The 14,992-nt window shown below is 39.1% G+C and carries 12 protein-coding genes; 2 read left to right on the top strand and 10 right to left on the bottom strand.

Features of this window, described 5'->3' with window-relative positions:
• Positions 1 to 80: 80 nt before the first annotated feature.
• Positions 81 to 449: a spore gernimation protein gene (locus BTO08_RS05150; RefSeq protein WP_105060167.1), complete on the bottom strand. Its 369-nt coding sequence runs from the start codon at positions 447 to 449 to the stop codon at positions 81 to 83.
• 398 nt (positions 450 to 847) lie between these two features.
• On the opposite strand from BTO08_RS05150, the gene BTO08_RS05145 reads away from it, so the two are divergent.
• A complete protein-coding gene (locus BTO08_RS05145; protein WP_105060166.1) occupies positions 848 to 2,137 on the top strand; it encodes a hemolysin family protein in 1,290 nt (429 codons plus the stop codon).
• A gap of 90 nt (positions 2,138 to 2,227) precedes the next feature.
• Here the strand turns inward: BTO08_RS05145 and BTO08_RS05140 are convergent, their stop codons facing one another.
• From BTO08_RS05140 to BTO08_RS05100, 9 genes are all read right to left on the bottom strand, one after another.
• On the bottom strand, positions 2,228 to 3,196 hold the full coding sequence (locus tag BTO08_RS05140; protein WP_105060165.1) for a 2-oxoacid:ferredoxin oxidoreductase subunit beta: 969 nt from the start codon (positions 3,194 to 3,196) through the stop codon (positions 2,228 to 2,230).
• Positions 3,183 to 5,057 carry a 2-oxoacid:acceptor oxidoreductase subunit alpha gene (locus BTO08_RS05135; protein ID WP_105060164.1) on the bottom strand — a complete coding sequence of 625 codons (1,875 nt, stop codon included), beginning with the start codon at positions 5,055 to 5,057 and terminating at the stop codon, positions 3,183 to 3,185. Before BTO08_RS05135 ends, BTO08_RS05140 begins: the two co-directional genes overlap by 14 nt.
• A gap of 498 nt (positions 5,058 to 5,555) precedes the next feature.
• Positions 5,556 to 6,014 (bottom strand): hypothetical protein, encoded by a 459-nt coding sequence (locus tag BTO08_RS05130; protein WP_105060163.1) that lies wholly within the window; start codon positions 6,012 to 6,014, stop codon positions 5,556 to 5,558.
• 138 nt (positions 6,015 to 6,152) lie between these two features.
• Positions 6,153 to 6,746, bottom strand: coding sequence for an alpha-ketoglutarate-dependent dioxygenase AlkB family protein (locus BTO08_RS05125; protein ID WP_105060162.1), 594 nt, complete (start codon positions 6,744 to 6,746; stop codon positions 6,153 to 6,155).
• Positions 6,747 to 6,846: 100 nt separating this feature from the next.
• Complete coding sequence (locus BTO08_RS05120) at positions 6,847 to 7,893, bottom strand: lactonase family protein (RefSeq protein ID WP_105060161.1); 1,047 nt, start codon at positions 7,891 to 7,893, stop codon at positions 6,847 to 6,849.
• A 73-nt stretch (positions 7,894 to 7,966) separates the two neighbouring features.
• Complete coding sequence (locus BTO08_RS05115; protein ID WP_105060160.1) at positions 7,967 to 10,423, bottom strand: family 20 glycosylhydrolase; 2,457 nt, start codon at positions 10,421 to 10,423, stop codon at positions 7,967 to 7,969.
• A 151-nt stretch (positions 10,424 to 10,574) separates the two neighbouring features.
• Positions 10,575 to 11,534 carry a sugar kinase gene (locus BTO08_RS05110; protein WP_105060159.1) on the bottom strand — a complete coding sequence of 320 codons (960 nt, stop codon included), beginning with the start codon at positions 11,532 to 11,534 and terminating at the stop codon, positions 10,575 to 10,577.
• Between the two features lie 100 nt (positions 11,535 to 11,634).
• Positions 11,635 to 12,027, bottom strand: a complete 393-nt coding sequence (locus tag BTO08_RS05105) for a RidA family protein (RefSeq protein WP_105060158.1) — start codon at positions 12,025 to 12,027, stop codon at positions 11,635 to 11,637.
• A 54-nt stretch (positions 12,028 to 12,081) separates the two neighbouring features.
• Positions 12,082 to 13,521 (bottom strand): N-acyl-D-amino-acid deacylase family protein, encoded by a 1,440-nt coding sequence (locus tag BTO08_RS05100; RefSeq protein WP_105060157.1) that lies wholly within the window; start codon positions 13,519 to 13,521, stop codon positions 12,082 to 12,084.
• Between the two features lie 176 nt (positions 13,522 to 13,697).
• On the opposite strand from BTO08_RS05100, the gene BTO08_RS05095 reads away from it, so the two are divergent.
• A complete protein-coding gene (locus BTO08_RS05095) occupies positions 13,698 to 14,969 on the top strand; it encodes an amino acid deaminase (RefSeq protein WP_105060156.1) in 1,272 nt (423 codons plus the stop codon).
• Positions 14,970 to 14,992: the final 23 nt, after the last annotated feature.

Below are 14,992 nucleotides of genomic sequence, written 5' to 3'. Positions count from 1 at the left end.
GCTTTAAGTATTTGGTATATTTCTATCGGTAAAAAACAGCGACTGATGATCGCTGCTTTTTGATAACACATAAGTTATATTTAGTTTCGATAATAATCAATTACTTGAATTTTAACAGGTTTATCTGCGCTGCTAATATCAACAGTAAACTGATCTTCATCGACAACTTTAGCATTTTTAGCCCCTTCCCCAATGACGTCAACACCTTCAATCTTGGTATATAACTTGGTGTAATCGTAATGCATAGTGACAGTTGCGGTAACAGGTTTAGAAGCCGTTAGTTCAAAAGTACAAATACCTGTAGGACAAAACACATCAATATCTTCAGCGGATGTTACCGCGATAGAATCTACATTCTTAATTGGCGTACCGGTGATTTTTGCTTCCCCACAGCCTGTTAGTAATAATGCCGTTGTAACTGCAACAAGGCCTAGTTGAATTTTTCTCACACTGATATCCTCATGTATTCCACTTAACCGTGATATTTACTTACTATAACAAAGAAAGTTTTACGTAGACTATATCAAACATAACAAGTTCAATGAATTAGCATTACCGAGACAGCACTAATAATGCTCAACCACTAGCTGATAACAAGTTGGTTATGGTTTGTTTTCTTTATTTGTACAAATAACACCGATTGTTTTCACTTCTGTCTATTGGCTAAACGAATGCGTAATTTCTTTCTTACCAATAAGCGATAAAGGTTAATTTTTAATTAACCTTATAGGCATACTATAGATATAATCACCTACAATGTGTGAATAGACTTTCCTTTATTCACGTTATAGGCGCACCTATTTTTATTCCCACCCTATGGTGCCCACCAGGTTTCTAGGAGAAATAAATGAGTATCATTATTTTGGTCTGTTTGATCATTATTAATGGATTATTTGCTATGTCTGAGATAGCACTTGTCACAGCAAAGAAAAACCGGTTACAACGATTAGCAGATGAAGGGAATATCTCTGCTCAAAAAGCAATAGAGCTAGGTGAATCACCGACTCAGTTTCTATCAACAATGCAGATCGGTATCACTGTTATTGGTATTATGAACGGTGTTATTGGCGAAGCTGCTTTAGCTGGCCCTATTTCACATTGGTTAATTGAGTTAGGCTTTCCTGCAAAATCCGTTGGCTTTACTGCTTCAGCAATTGCGGTCATTGTTTTAACGTATGTATCGATTGTTATTGGTGAATTAGTTCCTAAACGATTAGGTCAAGTAAACGCTGTTTCTATTGCGATATTTTTCGCTCGCCCAATTGCAGTTATCGCTTTTATTTCTCGTCCATTTGTATGGCTATTAGCAAATTCAACCGATTTACTATTACGTTTAATGGGAAAAGGAAAAGACGACAGTTCAGCACTAACAGAAGATGATATCCGCGCAGTAATTGCGGAAGGTTCTCAATCTGGTGTGATCCACCAGCATGAACATAACATGATGCGTAACGTATTTAATTTCGATGACCGAAAAGTATCTTCAATGATGACGCCACGAAATGAAATTGCGTATCTTGATTTAAATTATTCGCCTGAGAGCTATTTACAAAAATTACTGTCAAGCACGTATGCTTGCCTTCCTGTTGGAAATAACGGCTTCAGCGATTTAAAGGGCACATTAAATGCCAAGCAGTTATTACAGTTTATCAATGATAATACGGCTGAAAATCCGCTATCAATTTTAGATTACTTAACCCCTCCCGTTTTCGTTCCAGAAAACTGGACAGGTACAACGCTATTAGAAATGTTCCAAAGCTCAGGGTCTGACTTTGCTTTCGTGGTTGACGAATATGGTGATATTCAAGGTATCGTGACTTCTCAAGATATTTTAGAGGCATTAGCCGGTAAATTTACCCCTGATAATCCAAAAGATGTTTGGTCTGAGCAAAATCCAGACGGCAGTTGGAATTTAGATGGCATGATGCCAATCACTGTATTTAAAGATTTATTAGATATTAATAAATTGCCAGACGAAGAAGACGGTGGTTATCACACGCTGAGCGGAATGTTAGTGTGGCTATTAGATGATTTACCTAAATTGGATGACTGTATTCGCTGGCAAGGTTGGCAATTTCGCATTCTAACATTAGAAAATAACCGTATAGATAGGATATTAGCTCAACGCTACGAATAACCCTTACCGCGATTAGAACTAATAGATTACTAAGTAAGGTCACCCTATTTTCGTAAAAAGCCGCATCAAATGCGGCTTTTTTAATAAGAACTATAAAACATAACTATTCTGTTCAAGAAGTCTCATTAATTGTGATTTTTTAAGCTTTACCTTTGATTGCTGCTTATCAAGCAACTGATCATAAGTTTCACGCTGCGTTTGATGAAATACACCAACAGGTACAGGGTGTTGAGGATAGCTTAAGTTCGCCAACATATAAGCAAGTGATGTGTTACTTGTATTAACTTCATGAACCAATACAGATTTGTCTGAACTATGCGTAACTTCAGGTGTTAGACCTGATAACTTAAGTGCCATGTCTGTGCCATACAACATTGGCTGTTTGTCTTCTAAATATAATAAGTGTTCTTTACGCTGCTTTGGACCATTATATGGTTCGTGCACTTTATCATTGAAAATAACGCAATTTTGGAGAATTTCAATAACAGCACATCCTTTATGGTTGGCTGCTGCTTCAAAAATTGCAGCCATGTGCTTGGGATCATTATCAGAAGTTCTCGCAATAAAACTGGCATTAGCTGCCGCAGCTATCGTTAAGGGACGCAGTGGATAATCAATACTTCCTTCTGGCGTCGATTTACTCACACAACCTTGTGAACTGGTTGGTGAATATTGTCCCTTTGTTAATCCATATATTTCGTTATTAAACAATAAGATCTTTATGTCTTGATTACGGCGTATTGCATGAATAAAGTGATTACCTCCAATACTCAATGCATCACCGTCACCGGTAACAACCCATACATCGAGTTCAGGATTCACGCTTTTAATGCCAGTCGCTATTGTTGGTGCCCTTCCGTGAATAGTATGGAAGCCATATGTATCCATATAATATGGAAATCGAGAAGAGCATCCAATACCAGAAACAAATACCGTATTGTGTTTCGTTTTACCCATTTTAGCTAAGACTAACTGCATGGTTTTTAATACATTAAAATCGCCACAGCTTTGGCACCACTTTACTTCTTGATCTGAAATATAATCTTTACGATTCAACACGCTCAACTCCAGTTTCGATCTCTTTTAACGTCTTTTTAATTGCTGTGGTTAACTCCTCAACTTTGAAGGGTGTTCCATCCGTTTTAGCGAAACCTTCAATAGGTATTGGAACTTGTGATTGAACGTATTGTTTTAGTTGTCCGTTATTTAACTCGACAACTAAAATATGGCTAAAATTGCTCAATAATTCAGAGAAATTACTAGGTAGCGGATTAATGTATTGTAAGTGAGTATGTGCAACAGAGTAGCCGTGTTCTCGAAGCTCATTCACCGCTGTTTTGACTGATCCTAGTGTCCCTCCCCAAGAAATAACCAATAACTCGTCTAATTCAGAACCCAGTAAAGGTTGGTTTGGAATAAAGCGGGAAATATTGCTAATTTTTAATGCTCTTTCATTACTCATTTTCTGGTGGTTATTGGGCTCATAACACACTTCCCCCGTAATACTTTTCTTTTCTAACCCGCCAATTCTGTGTTGCTTACCTTCCGTGCCCGGTACAACCCATTCTCGCGCCAAAGTGTCATGATCTCGTAGGTATGGATAATAAGATCCTGCAACACTCACTTCTGGTTTATCCCAACAAGGAATCTCTTCCTCTGATGGTACTTTCCATGGCTCAGTACCATTAGCAATATAGCCGTCGGTAAGGAGAACAACAGGAGTCATAAAAGTAGTTGCTAATCGACAAACCTCAATGGCCATCGCATAACAATCACCCGGTGAAGATGCAGCAATTACAGGAAGAGGCGAATCACCATTACGCCCATACAGTGCGAAGAGGAGATCGGATTGTTCTGTCTTGGTCGGAAGCCCCGTTGATGGTCCTCCCCTTTGAACATCAACAACAACCAAGGGTAGCTCTGCCATAACGGCCAAATTGATCATTTCAGATTTTAGGCATAGTCCCGGACCTGATGTCGTGGTAACACCTAAAGCTCCAGTATAAGATGCACCTAATGCGGCCCCTGCAGCTGCAATTTCATCTTCAGCCTGAAATGTAGTCACACCAAATTGTTGATATTTTGCTAACTGGTGCAAAATATCAGAAGCAGGAGTAATAGGATAAGAACCTAAAAATAACGGTTTATCAGCAGCATAGGATGCCGTAATTAACCCCAATGACAATGCTTCATTCCCTGACACTGAACGGTATCGTCCAGGTTCAATATTTGCTTTTCCTACCTGCCAACTCTCGCCAAAGATTTCTGTCGTATCCGCATAGTTATAACCACTTCTCAACGCTGAAATATTTGCATTTATTATCTGTGGCTGTTCAGAAAATTGATCTTTAATCCAGTTTTCAGCTTCTTCTAACGTTTGACTAAATATCCATAACGCAATACCTAACATAAAGCAGTTTTTACATCGACGAGCAACTTTTCCAGGCAGTCCTAACCCTTCAAGAGAATGAAGAGTCAGTTGTGTAAAGTCTTCAGCAATTATACGGTAAGCCTTTAATGACCCATCTATCAGTGGATTGGCATCATAGCCTGCAAGTTTAATTAGCGAGTCTCTAAACCCTGCTTTATCGACAATGAGCAGACCACCAACCTTTAAATCAGCAATATTTTTCTTAAGTGCTGCGGCATTCATAGCAATTAAAACACCACACTGATCGCCAGGTGTATAAACATCATGATCAGCGAATTGCAATTGAAAAGACGAAACACCAGAAACGGTGCCAGCCGGTGCTCGAATCTCAGCGGGATAATCAGGTAGCGTTACAAGCGAATTACCAAACAAACTGACACTACTTGAGAATCTATTTCCAGTAAATTGTATGCCATCGCCAGAGTCGCCTGCAAAGCGAATCACTTCTGAATCTAATGACTGCTTTGATGAAGGACTATTAAAGTTCATTATATTATTGACCTCAGTTAAATTTATCTGGCTCTTTTATAATAAGGGAGAACATATTTAAGCTATTTCGAAATCATTTAGCCTAGGATTTCTGATATAGGATAACCATTATTCTGGTCGCCTTAGTTTCCATCATATAATCAAGACGAGATCTGAGTCATGTAAAGATAATATAAAGAAAAACAAACTAATGAAGCATAATTTACAGCTTAAGATATTGATTTGTAAGAATAAGAAGTGGGGATGGGCATATTAATAAAATATTAATATATAAACTAATTTATAAGAGGGTTTGAAACCATTATTTTATTTAAATTAAAAAGCAGTAATTTACCTCTTATTTTAAAATAATAAAATATAGTAAATAACAGATCTTTATTTTTAAATTATTTCAATTGATCAAAAAATAGCTCTATTTATTTTTACTCATAAATTAATAGAGCTATTATTTACGTTGTTTAGCTATGTGACAAAAGTAAAAATAATTACTTTTTTCTACTAGTCATAAGCTATGACTACTTTTTGTAACGTTGCTCTAAATGCCTTGATCATAAAAAAAAGATAAAATACTTCAAAAGCAATACCAAATACTAATAAGCCGTAGGTATCATGTTTTAAAGAATCGGGAAAAACAAAATACATAAGACCAAAAAATACAAACATAAATGGAACGAGGTAAAATATTGTAACTCGCCACGCTACAACCCAGCTTAACGAAACGTATTTAATTAAAAAGTTCTTTCCGTTATTTCCACCATTGACGATAAATAAAATAATAAAGTTAATTATCATAATGACATTATTAGCGAGTGATTCTAACGAATCTGTTTGTGGTAAGTAATACGAATACAGCATCATCAAAATAATCGGAATCAAAACATACAACGCAGATTCCCGCTCAGTGACATTATTGTGTTTTAAATCAAGCAACAAGGCTTTCAAATTGAAAAAATACATATCCCCCTCCCTTATTGTCAATAAGCCTATCCTGTGAAGGTGGAGATAGTGATTGTAATAATTGATTAATTAGAGTGAGTTATCAAATTAGAACGTTTTGATGATAGTCATTACAATCGAACGTGACCGTACAAACAATTACTGTTTAATATAACGAAAAGTTAGGTTTATACGTGGCTCATTTACACGTTTAGTTTTAGGTAGTGCATGTTGCCAATGCTGCTGCGTGTCTCCTGCCATTATCAGCAAAGATCCCGGTGTTAATTGGAAGGCAATTTTCTCTTTGGTGGTTTTATGTTTAAACACGAACTGCCGTGTTGCACCAAAGCTTAAAGAAGCAATAACAGGTTGATGACCTAATTCACGCTCATTGTCTTGATGCCACCCCATGTAATCTTCACCATCACGGTATAAATTACCAAGCACAGAGTTAAACCTCGTTTGCGCTTGCTGTTCACACTGTGTTTTTAAATCTAATATTGCTGATGTCCAAAGTTGTGGATGCATAGTAAGCCCTGAATAAGTATAAACAGCATCACCGAGCCATGTTTGTAACCTCGGCTGAAGCACTGACTTACCAAATAGCGTTATGTGTTCTTGTTGCCAATTCAATTCGCTTTTCAGTTGCTGAAAATACTGTTCAGACCGCTGTAAATTCAAAAACTGTGGGTGCCAATAGAGTAATCCATTGTTGATTGTTATCCACTCACCTTGCTCAGCAAATAAATCCATCGTGATATCCTAAATTCATTTAACAACAAACTATACGTTTTTAAGGTATAAAAAAGCCACAGTTAACACTATGGCTTTTAAGACGTTAAGATCAATTGGATTATCGTGAAAGCATCTCGATAAGGCACACAGGTGCACCGACCTTACAACTATAACCTGTTGCTTTAATAGCGCCCGTTTCAACATTACGGTGATAGCTAATAATATTATTAGAATGTTGATTCGCCACCAGCAACCATTCACCATTTTGGGAAATCACAAAATCACGAGGGAATGCCCCGCCACAATCAACAGCGGCTAATTGAGTGACGTTTTCACCGTTTACATTAAAATAACTAATCTTGTTTTGAGCACGACAAGAAACATATAAAAAGCGTTCATCTGGTGATAAGTAAATAGCAGATGCCGCTTGTTTATTTTCTTCATTAGCAAGCAGTGCTTGTTGTGATGCTTGCTCCCAGCAGCCATTTTGTTTAGTGATCACCACAAGCGTTTCAGACAGTTCACACACAACATAGCCGATTGATTCATCATGGCTGAAAACAAGATGTCGAGGGCCAGATCCTGCTGGCATGTTTAGCGTTTGATTTAAGGCAAATGATAATGTGTTTACGTCATAATCGTAAAAGTAAATGCAATCACTGCCTAAATCAACAACGGCTAACTGATTGGTATGCTTTAGAAATGTAACTTGATGTGCATGAGGGGCTTCTTGACGATCAACATTTGGTCCACAGCCATCAACAAATAAATCTGCGATACACTCCGTCGGTTGACCTTCTTCATCTAAACCATAAACAGTGACATTACCTGAACCATAGTTCGCCACCGCCAAAAGCTTATCTTTTACATCAATATGACAAGGATAATCCCCAGCAATAGCTAAAGAACAACGCGTTTGATGATCAGAAAAATGAAGTTGTGCACCACTGTGTCGATCAACTTCATTAAAGGTATATAACCCGTTTAGAGTCGAAGCGAGATAAGATGGATTATGCTGCTGTTGCAACGTATCAGGCACGATCTCATTGTTTAACGTTAATACGCCAGATTGAGGATCAAGGGAAATGCCTACAACACCATGACTATCACTCGGTGCATCGGTATAAGTACCTACATAAAAATGTAAGGGAGATTGTTTTGTCATGGAAACCTTCATAAATAAATGCGTTATCAATCATTAAAATGCCGCCTGAATAAACAGACGGCAACGACTTCGTTTAATGATTTTCTAAAATGTGAAGTAACTGCTTAGTTGGCGAGACGATAGCAACGATGGTTTCGTCAAATATGACGGCATTTTTATCAATAATTTGATGATAAGCCGCTACCTCTTGCTCTGATAACTGGCTTCCCTGTTTTATTTTATCAATCAGGTTCATTCCGAGATCTGCAACCGCTGTAACAGCATCAGTCATAGGCATAGTATTTACAGCAGCAATATTGTTAGCAAAAATCGGTTTGGCTTGCTGCGCGGCTAGCTCAACTGTTAAGTAATGCATATTTAGCGTAGCAAGGGCTGACATATCCCCCTTACTAATACGTGAAACCAGATCGTTCATCTCATACACTGCCAAACTTTCAACAGGCAATGCATCAGCAAAGCGATTTAAACGCTCATACTGGTTATATAAATCGCCTTTCGTTGGTGTCGAATTCCACTTCTCCCAATGACGTGCATAATATTGGGCTGGCTCAACGTACTTGGCTAAGGTTTGTAACGCGCTTGAATCAGCACCATTAGCAAGACGTTTTAGCATCATGTTTGCATCTGCATGATGGCGTAACCCAACAGATATCTCTGACCACGTATCTATTGCTTTCATCCGCTTATACATACTGCGCTCATCGGTTAACGCTTGGCTTGACCACAAACGCTCTGCAACTGCATAACTTCGTGGCCATAAACGATGTTCAATCGTCGTGGAATCGAGGTTTTCGCCCCATATTGTGATTTCACCACCTAAAATCAAGGCTTGTTCTTTTTCAGTTAATTCTGCTGGATAACCCCCATTAGGTTCTGGGATCTGACTTCCTTTCATATCACTACTTGCAACAAGTTGCCCTGTTGCAGGCCAACGCACATTACCGATTAACTGATAACTGCTGTCTGCAAGTTTGTCATTGGCAAAATCGTAATTAAATTCGGTGTATGACATGAAGTTATCGAAATGGCCTCGGAATTTAACACCTGGTACATATTCAAGAATGTACACTTCTTCACGGGATTTACCGTTATAATCCGTAAATGCTCGGTAACTGCCATCAGCGGCGGTAATAATAGTTAAGTTACCTTTACGTGGACCGCCTTTACTTCTAGGCTTCACCCATTCATAAGTCTCGAATACCTCGCCTTGATGAAGTTTGTCATCCACAGTGATCCCTTTGGGCATAGGGTCGTTTCGATAGTGATAGCTTGTCGGTTGTGGCTGATCAAGGTAATAACCCGTAGAAAGAATACCTTGATACCCTTCTTTTGCAGCACGACCTATACTGTCATGACCTTGCCAGCTTTGGATCACTATCGATTTGGGTAAGTCTTTATGCCAGATTTCATCCCATCCGGTCATTTTCTTACCGCGCTCTTCCAACATCTTCTCTACTTTAGTATTAAGATAAGACTGTAAACCGCGTTCACCATCAATATGATTATCTTTAATAAATTGCTGAATTTTCGGGTTATCACGCCACTGCTGATAATTAGGCTCATCCCCACCAATATGGAAATACTCATCAGGAAATAAGGCGACAACTTCATCAAACACACTCGCTAGCATTTCATAAAGCGCTGGATTAGTAGGATCCATTAAGGGTTCAAATACCCCCCATCCACGTTGCTGAGGATATTGTTGTTTTCCTATGCCAGACATTAATTCAGGATAAGCATGAGCAACCGCAGATGCATGACCCGGCAATGAGATCTCAGGAATAACACGAATACCTAAATTACGCGCATAATCAACAACCTGATGAATCTGATCCTTGGTATAGAAATCACCATCAGTCGTGTCACGCCAAAGTTTTTGGTATTTATCAAGTTGAATACGTATGCCTTGATCGTCCCATAGATGCCAGTGAAAAACATTAAGTTTGGCTGATGCCATTGCATCTAATTGACGAAGGATCACATCAATCTCAATGAAATGTCTTGAAGTATCGTAAGATACCCCACGCCAAGGAAAGCGTGGCTTATCTTGAATAGAAACAGCAGGAACAAAATAACCAGTAGCGTCCGTAGAAACCATTTGAAGCAGGGTTTCTAGGCCATGAAATGCACCATAAGGACGCTCAGCATTAATTACAATTTTACCGTTACCAACATCAAGCTTGTATGACTCATCACTATCAATATTCTGAACATCTGATTTGGGGCGATGATGAATATTAATCACTAACGTCGCATCTTGTTCAGATTGTGCTTGCCAGTTCAACATGGGCAACCCTGTCTGACGATAAAGTCGCTCCATGGCTCTTTTAGCATTGAATTGAACACGGGGCGAATTATAACCTTTGATATAAATCGAAAAAGATTTATCCAAAGTGACTTTACCTTCTTTAAGAGCCACATTCTGTGGATAAGGCATTAAATTTAAATCGCTATTTGGCGTCATTGCTATCGCTGCCGTTGGAAGAGTGAATAAACTAGAAATAAGTAATGCTAATGTCCCTTTATACATGCGTCAGAACCTACTATTTATTTTATTGTACAACTGAAAACATATTGCACTTTAATGCAATTAATCCTAATTACTGTTTTCACCAATATCAGCCAACGTCTGAAAAATTCAGCCACTGGCTCAATCACTTCTCGTATTCAAAAGAATAACGTTACGCACTTTTTGAGGGTAAGGTTAAATGTTTCATTGCATTTTCGGGGATAATCGCACCTGAATGTTGGATCACAATTGCCGCTAAAGCATGCCCTAACATTGCTGAATCTTGATAACTTTGCCCTGTAACTCGCCCAGCTAAATAACCCGCAGCAAAAGAATCACCTGCAGCACAAGTATCAATCACATTACTAACTTGCTCTGCCGCAACATAAGTGTGGTAAACATACTGATCTTGTCGCCAAATAAGCTGGCAAGGTTCACAGCCTCGTTTGATCACTATTTCATTGCAGCCCATACGTAAACAACGAGCAGTAACGCTTTCATCATCTCCCCACACCAATACATCATCGTCTTGTGTAATTAACGCGATATCAACCAGCGGTAAGATTTGGCTATACCAATGTTGCGCTTCTTCGCTCGACCATAATTTAGGGCGATAGTTATTATCAAAGATAATCTTTCCACCTGTTTGCGAAAAAGCTTCAAGCAGATCTTTAAGTCGCAAGCGGCTTGCTTGGTCTAAAATAGCAAGGCTAATACCGCTCAGGTAAAAGTAATCGTATTGCTTATTTTGTAATGCAATTTCTAATTTATTCAGCGATGAGGTTGAAAAATAGTGTTTTGCTGCCGAGTTATCTCGCCAATAGAGAAAGCTACGCTCACCAACCTCATCCGTTTGTATCATGTATAAACCGGGTAATTGCGGAGCAAAGGTTTCAACCAAATTGGTGTGGATACCTTCTTGACGCCATATTTCCAGTAGTTTTTGAGATAATGTGTCGACACCTAATCCTGTCGCATAAGAAACATGTACTGCGTGTTGGCGAGTTAATCTTGAAAGATAAAGCGCAGTATTTAATGTATCGCCACCAAAGCCTTTGCGAATAGGATCGCCGCTAAGTTCGATCATACACTCACCAAAAAATGCGATTTTGGTTACAGTGGAGTTAAGCATTAATTAAAAGCTCAATATGTAAATATATAAATAAAAAAAGAGTGCCTAAATAATTGAAGAGATGGCATTTAGGCACTCGAAATAAACCTTAAGTCTTGAGTTAACGTCGTTCTTCTCGGTAACAAGTCACATCGACTTCGACTTTTACATCAACAACCAAATCGCACACCATACAAATACGTGCTGGTGGATGTTCACCAAAAAATTCACGAAACACTTTATTGAAAGATTGGAAATAACGAGCATCAGTAAGCACGACTTTTACATGCATAACATCGGCAAGGGTATAGCCTGCTTCGTCCATGATATCTATACAGTTTTGGATCGCTAAACGAGACTGATCAACGATTCCACCCTCAACTACTTCACCATCAATCATAGGTGTTTGACCAGAGACATAAAGAAAGCCTCCAGCCTCGGTTGCGCGAGCAAATGGCAAGTGTTGACCTCCTGTGCCTACCCCACCTTCTACACCATAACGTTTGATTGACATACTACTCTCCACCGATAATTAGTTATTATTTAAATTTATTTTTTAATTATTTTCTTAGGTGTTATTTCTAAATAAAAATACACCTTTCCTTTTGCCACTGACGTTGCCATTTGAATATGTTAATTGTCCATTTACAAAGACGCTTTCTATACCATTAGCAATAGATATTGGGTTTTGAAATGTGGCTGTATCTTTTATGGTATCAGGATCAAATAAAACTAAGTCGGCAAACGCCCCTATTTTTATTTCACCACGATCTTTTAATTGATATCGATTCGCCGACATTCCCGTCATTTTATGAACCGCTTCTTCTAATGAAAATAACTGCTCTTCACGGCAGTATTGACCTAATACTCGTGGGAACGCTCCCCATAAACGAGGGTGTGGCTTCGGATCATTCGGTAAACCATCAGACCCCACCATGGTCAATTTATATTTCAAAACTCGTTTTACATCGTCTTCATCCATGCAGTGATAAACAGCCCCTGCCGGTTGTAATACTTTTGCTGCTTCTACTAATGAAAGGTTCAGCTCTTCAGCTATCACCTTTAGGGTTTTACCTGCTAGTTCTGGTTTGGATTCAGACCAAGTAATTAAAATATCAAAATCATCTGTAACTTGATTTAAATCTAGCGTTGATGAACTGGCTGAATATGGATAACAATCACAAGCAATATCTTGATATTCAGAGACTTTATCCATCAAGGATAACACTTCTACCGTACGCCCCCAGTTACCAGCTCCTGCACATTTTAAGTGAGATATAACCACAGGTACTTGCGCATGTTTTCCTGTTTCAAAGGCTTCTTCCATCGCACTGATGATTGCTTCAAACTCTGTACGCATATGGGTTGTATAAATACCACCATATTGACTTAGCACAGTTGCCAATCTCATGACTTCATCTGCTGTTGCAGCTTTTGCGCTTTGATAAGCTAATCCTGAACTTAACCCCAAAGCACCTTGTTTCATCGCTGTAGCTAAGCTGTGGCGCATAGATTCAATTTCTTCATCTGTGGCAGTACGTTGCAAATTATCCATCACGTTATTGCGTAATGTGGTATGCCCCACCAACGCAGCTACATTCACCGCAGGCTCCGCTGCTTGTACCGCTTTTACATAATCGCCAAAACTTGAATATTGAAAATCGTCTTTTTTACCCAATAAGTTCATCGGCTCTGGTGGCTCGCCTTTAAGAATAGTCGGGCTCGCACTAATGCCACAATTACCCACTATCACGGTTGTGACACCTTGGCTAATTTTAGAAAGACATTCAGGCGCACGGATCACATTGGTATCATCGTGGGTGTGAACATCAATAAAACCCGGTGACAACACTCGTCCTTCAGCGTGAATAACCTGCTTAGCGCCATAACCATCTAATTGACCAATCGCTTGAATACGTTCCTGACAAATGGCGACATCGGCAATAAACGATGCCGCGCCAGTACCGTCAACAATGACTGCTTTTTTAATGATGGTATCGCACAGCATACTGAACACGCTCTAGGTTTATAAGATGCGGACATAGTAAAGAAATGCGGATTTTAATCAGTGATAAAACACACAAAAAGGTAACAATTGTTTGATAGTTTCTAACATGTAACTTACCCTTTACATACTTATGAAATAATTATCAATGAGTTAAACAATGTTAGAAAAGGTGCAACATGGATAAAAAAAACCTGAGACATGATACAAACTATCATGATAACTGTTTTACTACGCCAAGTTTTGGTGATAAATCGCAACCAATTACGACTAAGTCAAATCGGAATTACAGCCTTATTGATGAAGAAATCGCCTTACCTGCAGCAGTGATTAAAGCTTCTTTGCTGGATAATAACCTCCAGTGGATGCAACGATTTGCTAATCACCATAACGTAAAATTGGCGCCTCACGGTAAAACAACCATGACACCCGCTTTTTTCCGCCAACAACTTGAACACGGCGCGTGGGGTATCACTATTGCAAGCCCTGCTCAGGCCCAAATAGCAGTACTCAGCGGGGCAAAAAATATCATTATGGCGAATCAATTAGTGGGTCGCGCAAACATGATGATCATCTCGCAATTAATCAAACATTATGATGTGGATTTTTATTGTTGTGTCGACTCAAAACGCAATGTTGAAGCCTTGGAAGACTTCTTTGCCAGCCATGAGCAAAAACTGAATATATTAATTGAGATCGGTGTTGATGGCGGCCGCTGCGGTTGTCGCACTGCGCAAGAAATCATGGCGTTAGCACAACATATTCACCAAAGCCCCCACTTAAACTTAAGAGGTATTGAAGTCTACGAAGGGGTTATTCATGGCAATAATGCAGAACAACAAGTCAGAGACTTTCTCAATCGTACTATTGCAATCACCATTCAATTACAACAAGAACACCTCATTCAAGAAGTACCATTAGTCACAGGCGCTGGCTCTGCTTGGTATGACGTTGTTGCTGAATGCTTTAATAAGCATCGAGAGCTAGAGGCTGTTATTCGTCCCGGTTGTTATGCCATCCATGACACGGGCATTTATCTTGATGCGCAAAATAAAGTCATGCAGCGTGCTGAAAAAAATCAGGGAATAGCGTGTGATTTAGGTGGTGATTTAGCATCAGCACTAGAGCTTTGGGCATATGTGGTTTCTCGACCAGAGCCGAATAAAGTGATTGTCGGCTTTGGCAAACGTGATGCAGCTTTTGATGCAGGATTACCTATTCTTGAAAGAGCTTATCGTAATGGTGAACCTGTTGTTTTTGATCAGGTAGAAACAACGGCTGTGATGGATCAACATGCACTTCTCTCTGTTTCAAGTGATTGCGACCTACAAGTAGGTGATGTCCTCGTATTTTCAACTTCTCACCCTTGTCTAACCTTTGATAAATGGCGTGCTGTCGCTGTATCTGATGATAACGATCGCGTCACTCACTGGGTAAAAACGTGGTTTTAAACGCACTAATTAACAAGAGGAAA

This window comes from Photobacterium angustum (assembly GCF_002954615.1).
In the GTDB taxonomy this organism is placed as follows: Bacteria; Pseudomonadota; Gammaproteobacteria; order Enterobacterales; family Vibrionaceae; genus Photobacterium; species Photobacterium angustum_A.
Note: the sequence above shows the minus strand (reverse complement) of the source record. Positions and strands in the feature narration are given on the sequence as shown.

Coding starts and splice junctions, on each gene's coding strand:
- BTO08_RS05135 (WP_105060164.1), bottom strand. CDS start 5,057: ATGAACTTTAATAGTCCTTCATCAAAGCAGTCATTAGATTCAGAAGTG.
- BTO08_RS05120 (WP_105060161.1), bottom strand. CDS start 7,893: ATGACAAAACAATCTCCCTTACATTTTTATGTAGGTACTTATACCGAT.
- BTO08_RS05095 (WP_105060156.1), top strand. CDS start 13,698: ATGGATAAAAAAAACCTGAGACATGATACAAACTATCATGATAACTGT.
- BTO08_RS05130 (WP_105060163.1), bottom strand. CDS start 6,014: ATGTATTTTTTCAATTTGAAAGCCTTGTTGCTTGATTTAAAACACAAT.
- BTO08_RS05125 (WP_105060162.1), bottom strand. CDS start 6,746: ATGGATTTATTTGCTGAGCAAGGTGAGTGGATAACAATCAACAATGGA.
- BTO08_RS05115 (WP_105060160.1), bottom strand. CDS start 10,423: ATGTATAAAGGGACATTAGCATTACTTATTTCTAGTTTATTCACTCTT.
- BTO08_RS05105 (WP_105060158.1), bottom strand. CDS start 12,027: ATGTCAATCAAACGTTATGGTGTAGAAGGTGGGGTAGGCACAGGAGGT.
- BTO08_RS05110 (WP_105060159.1), bottom strand. CDS start 11,534: ATGCTTAACTCCACTGTAACCAAAATCGCATTTTTTGGTGAGTGTATG.
- BTO08_RS05145 (WP_105060166.1), top strand. CDS start 848: ATGAGTATCATTATTTTGGTCTGTTTGATCATTATTAATGGATTATTT.
- BTO08_RS05100 (WP_105060157.1), bottom strand. CDS start 13,521: ATGCTGTGCGATACCATCATTAAAAAAGCAGTCATTGTTGACGGTACT.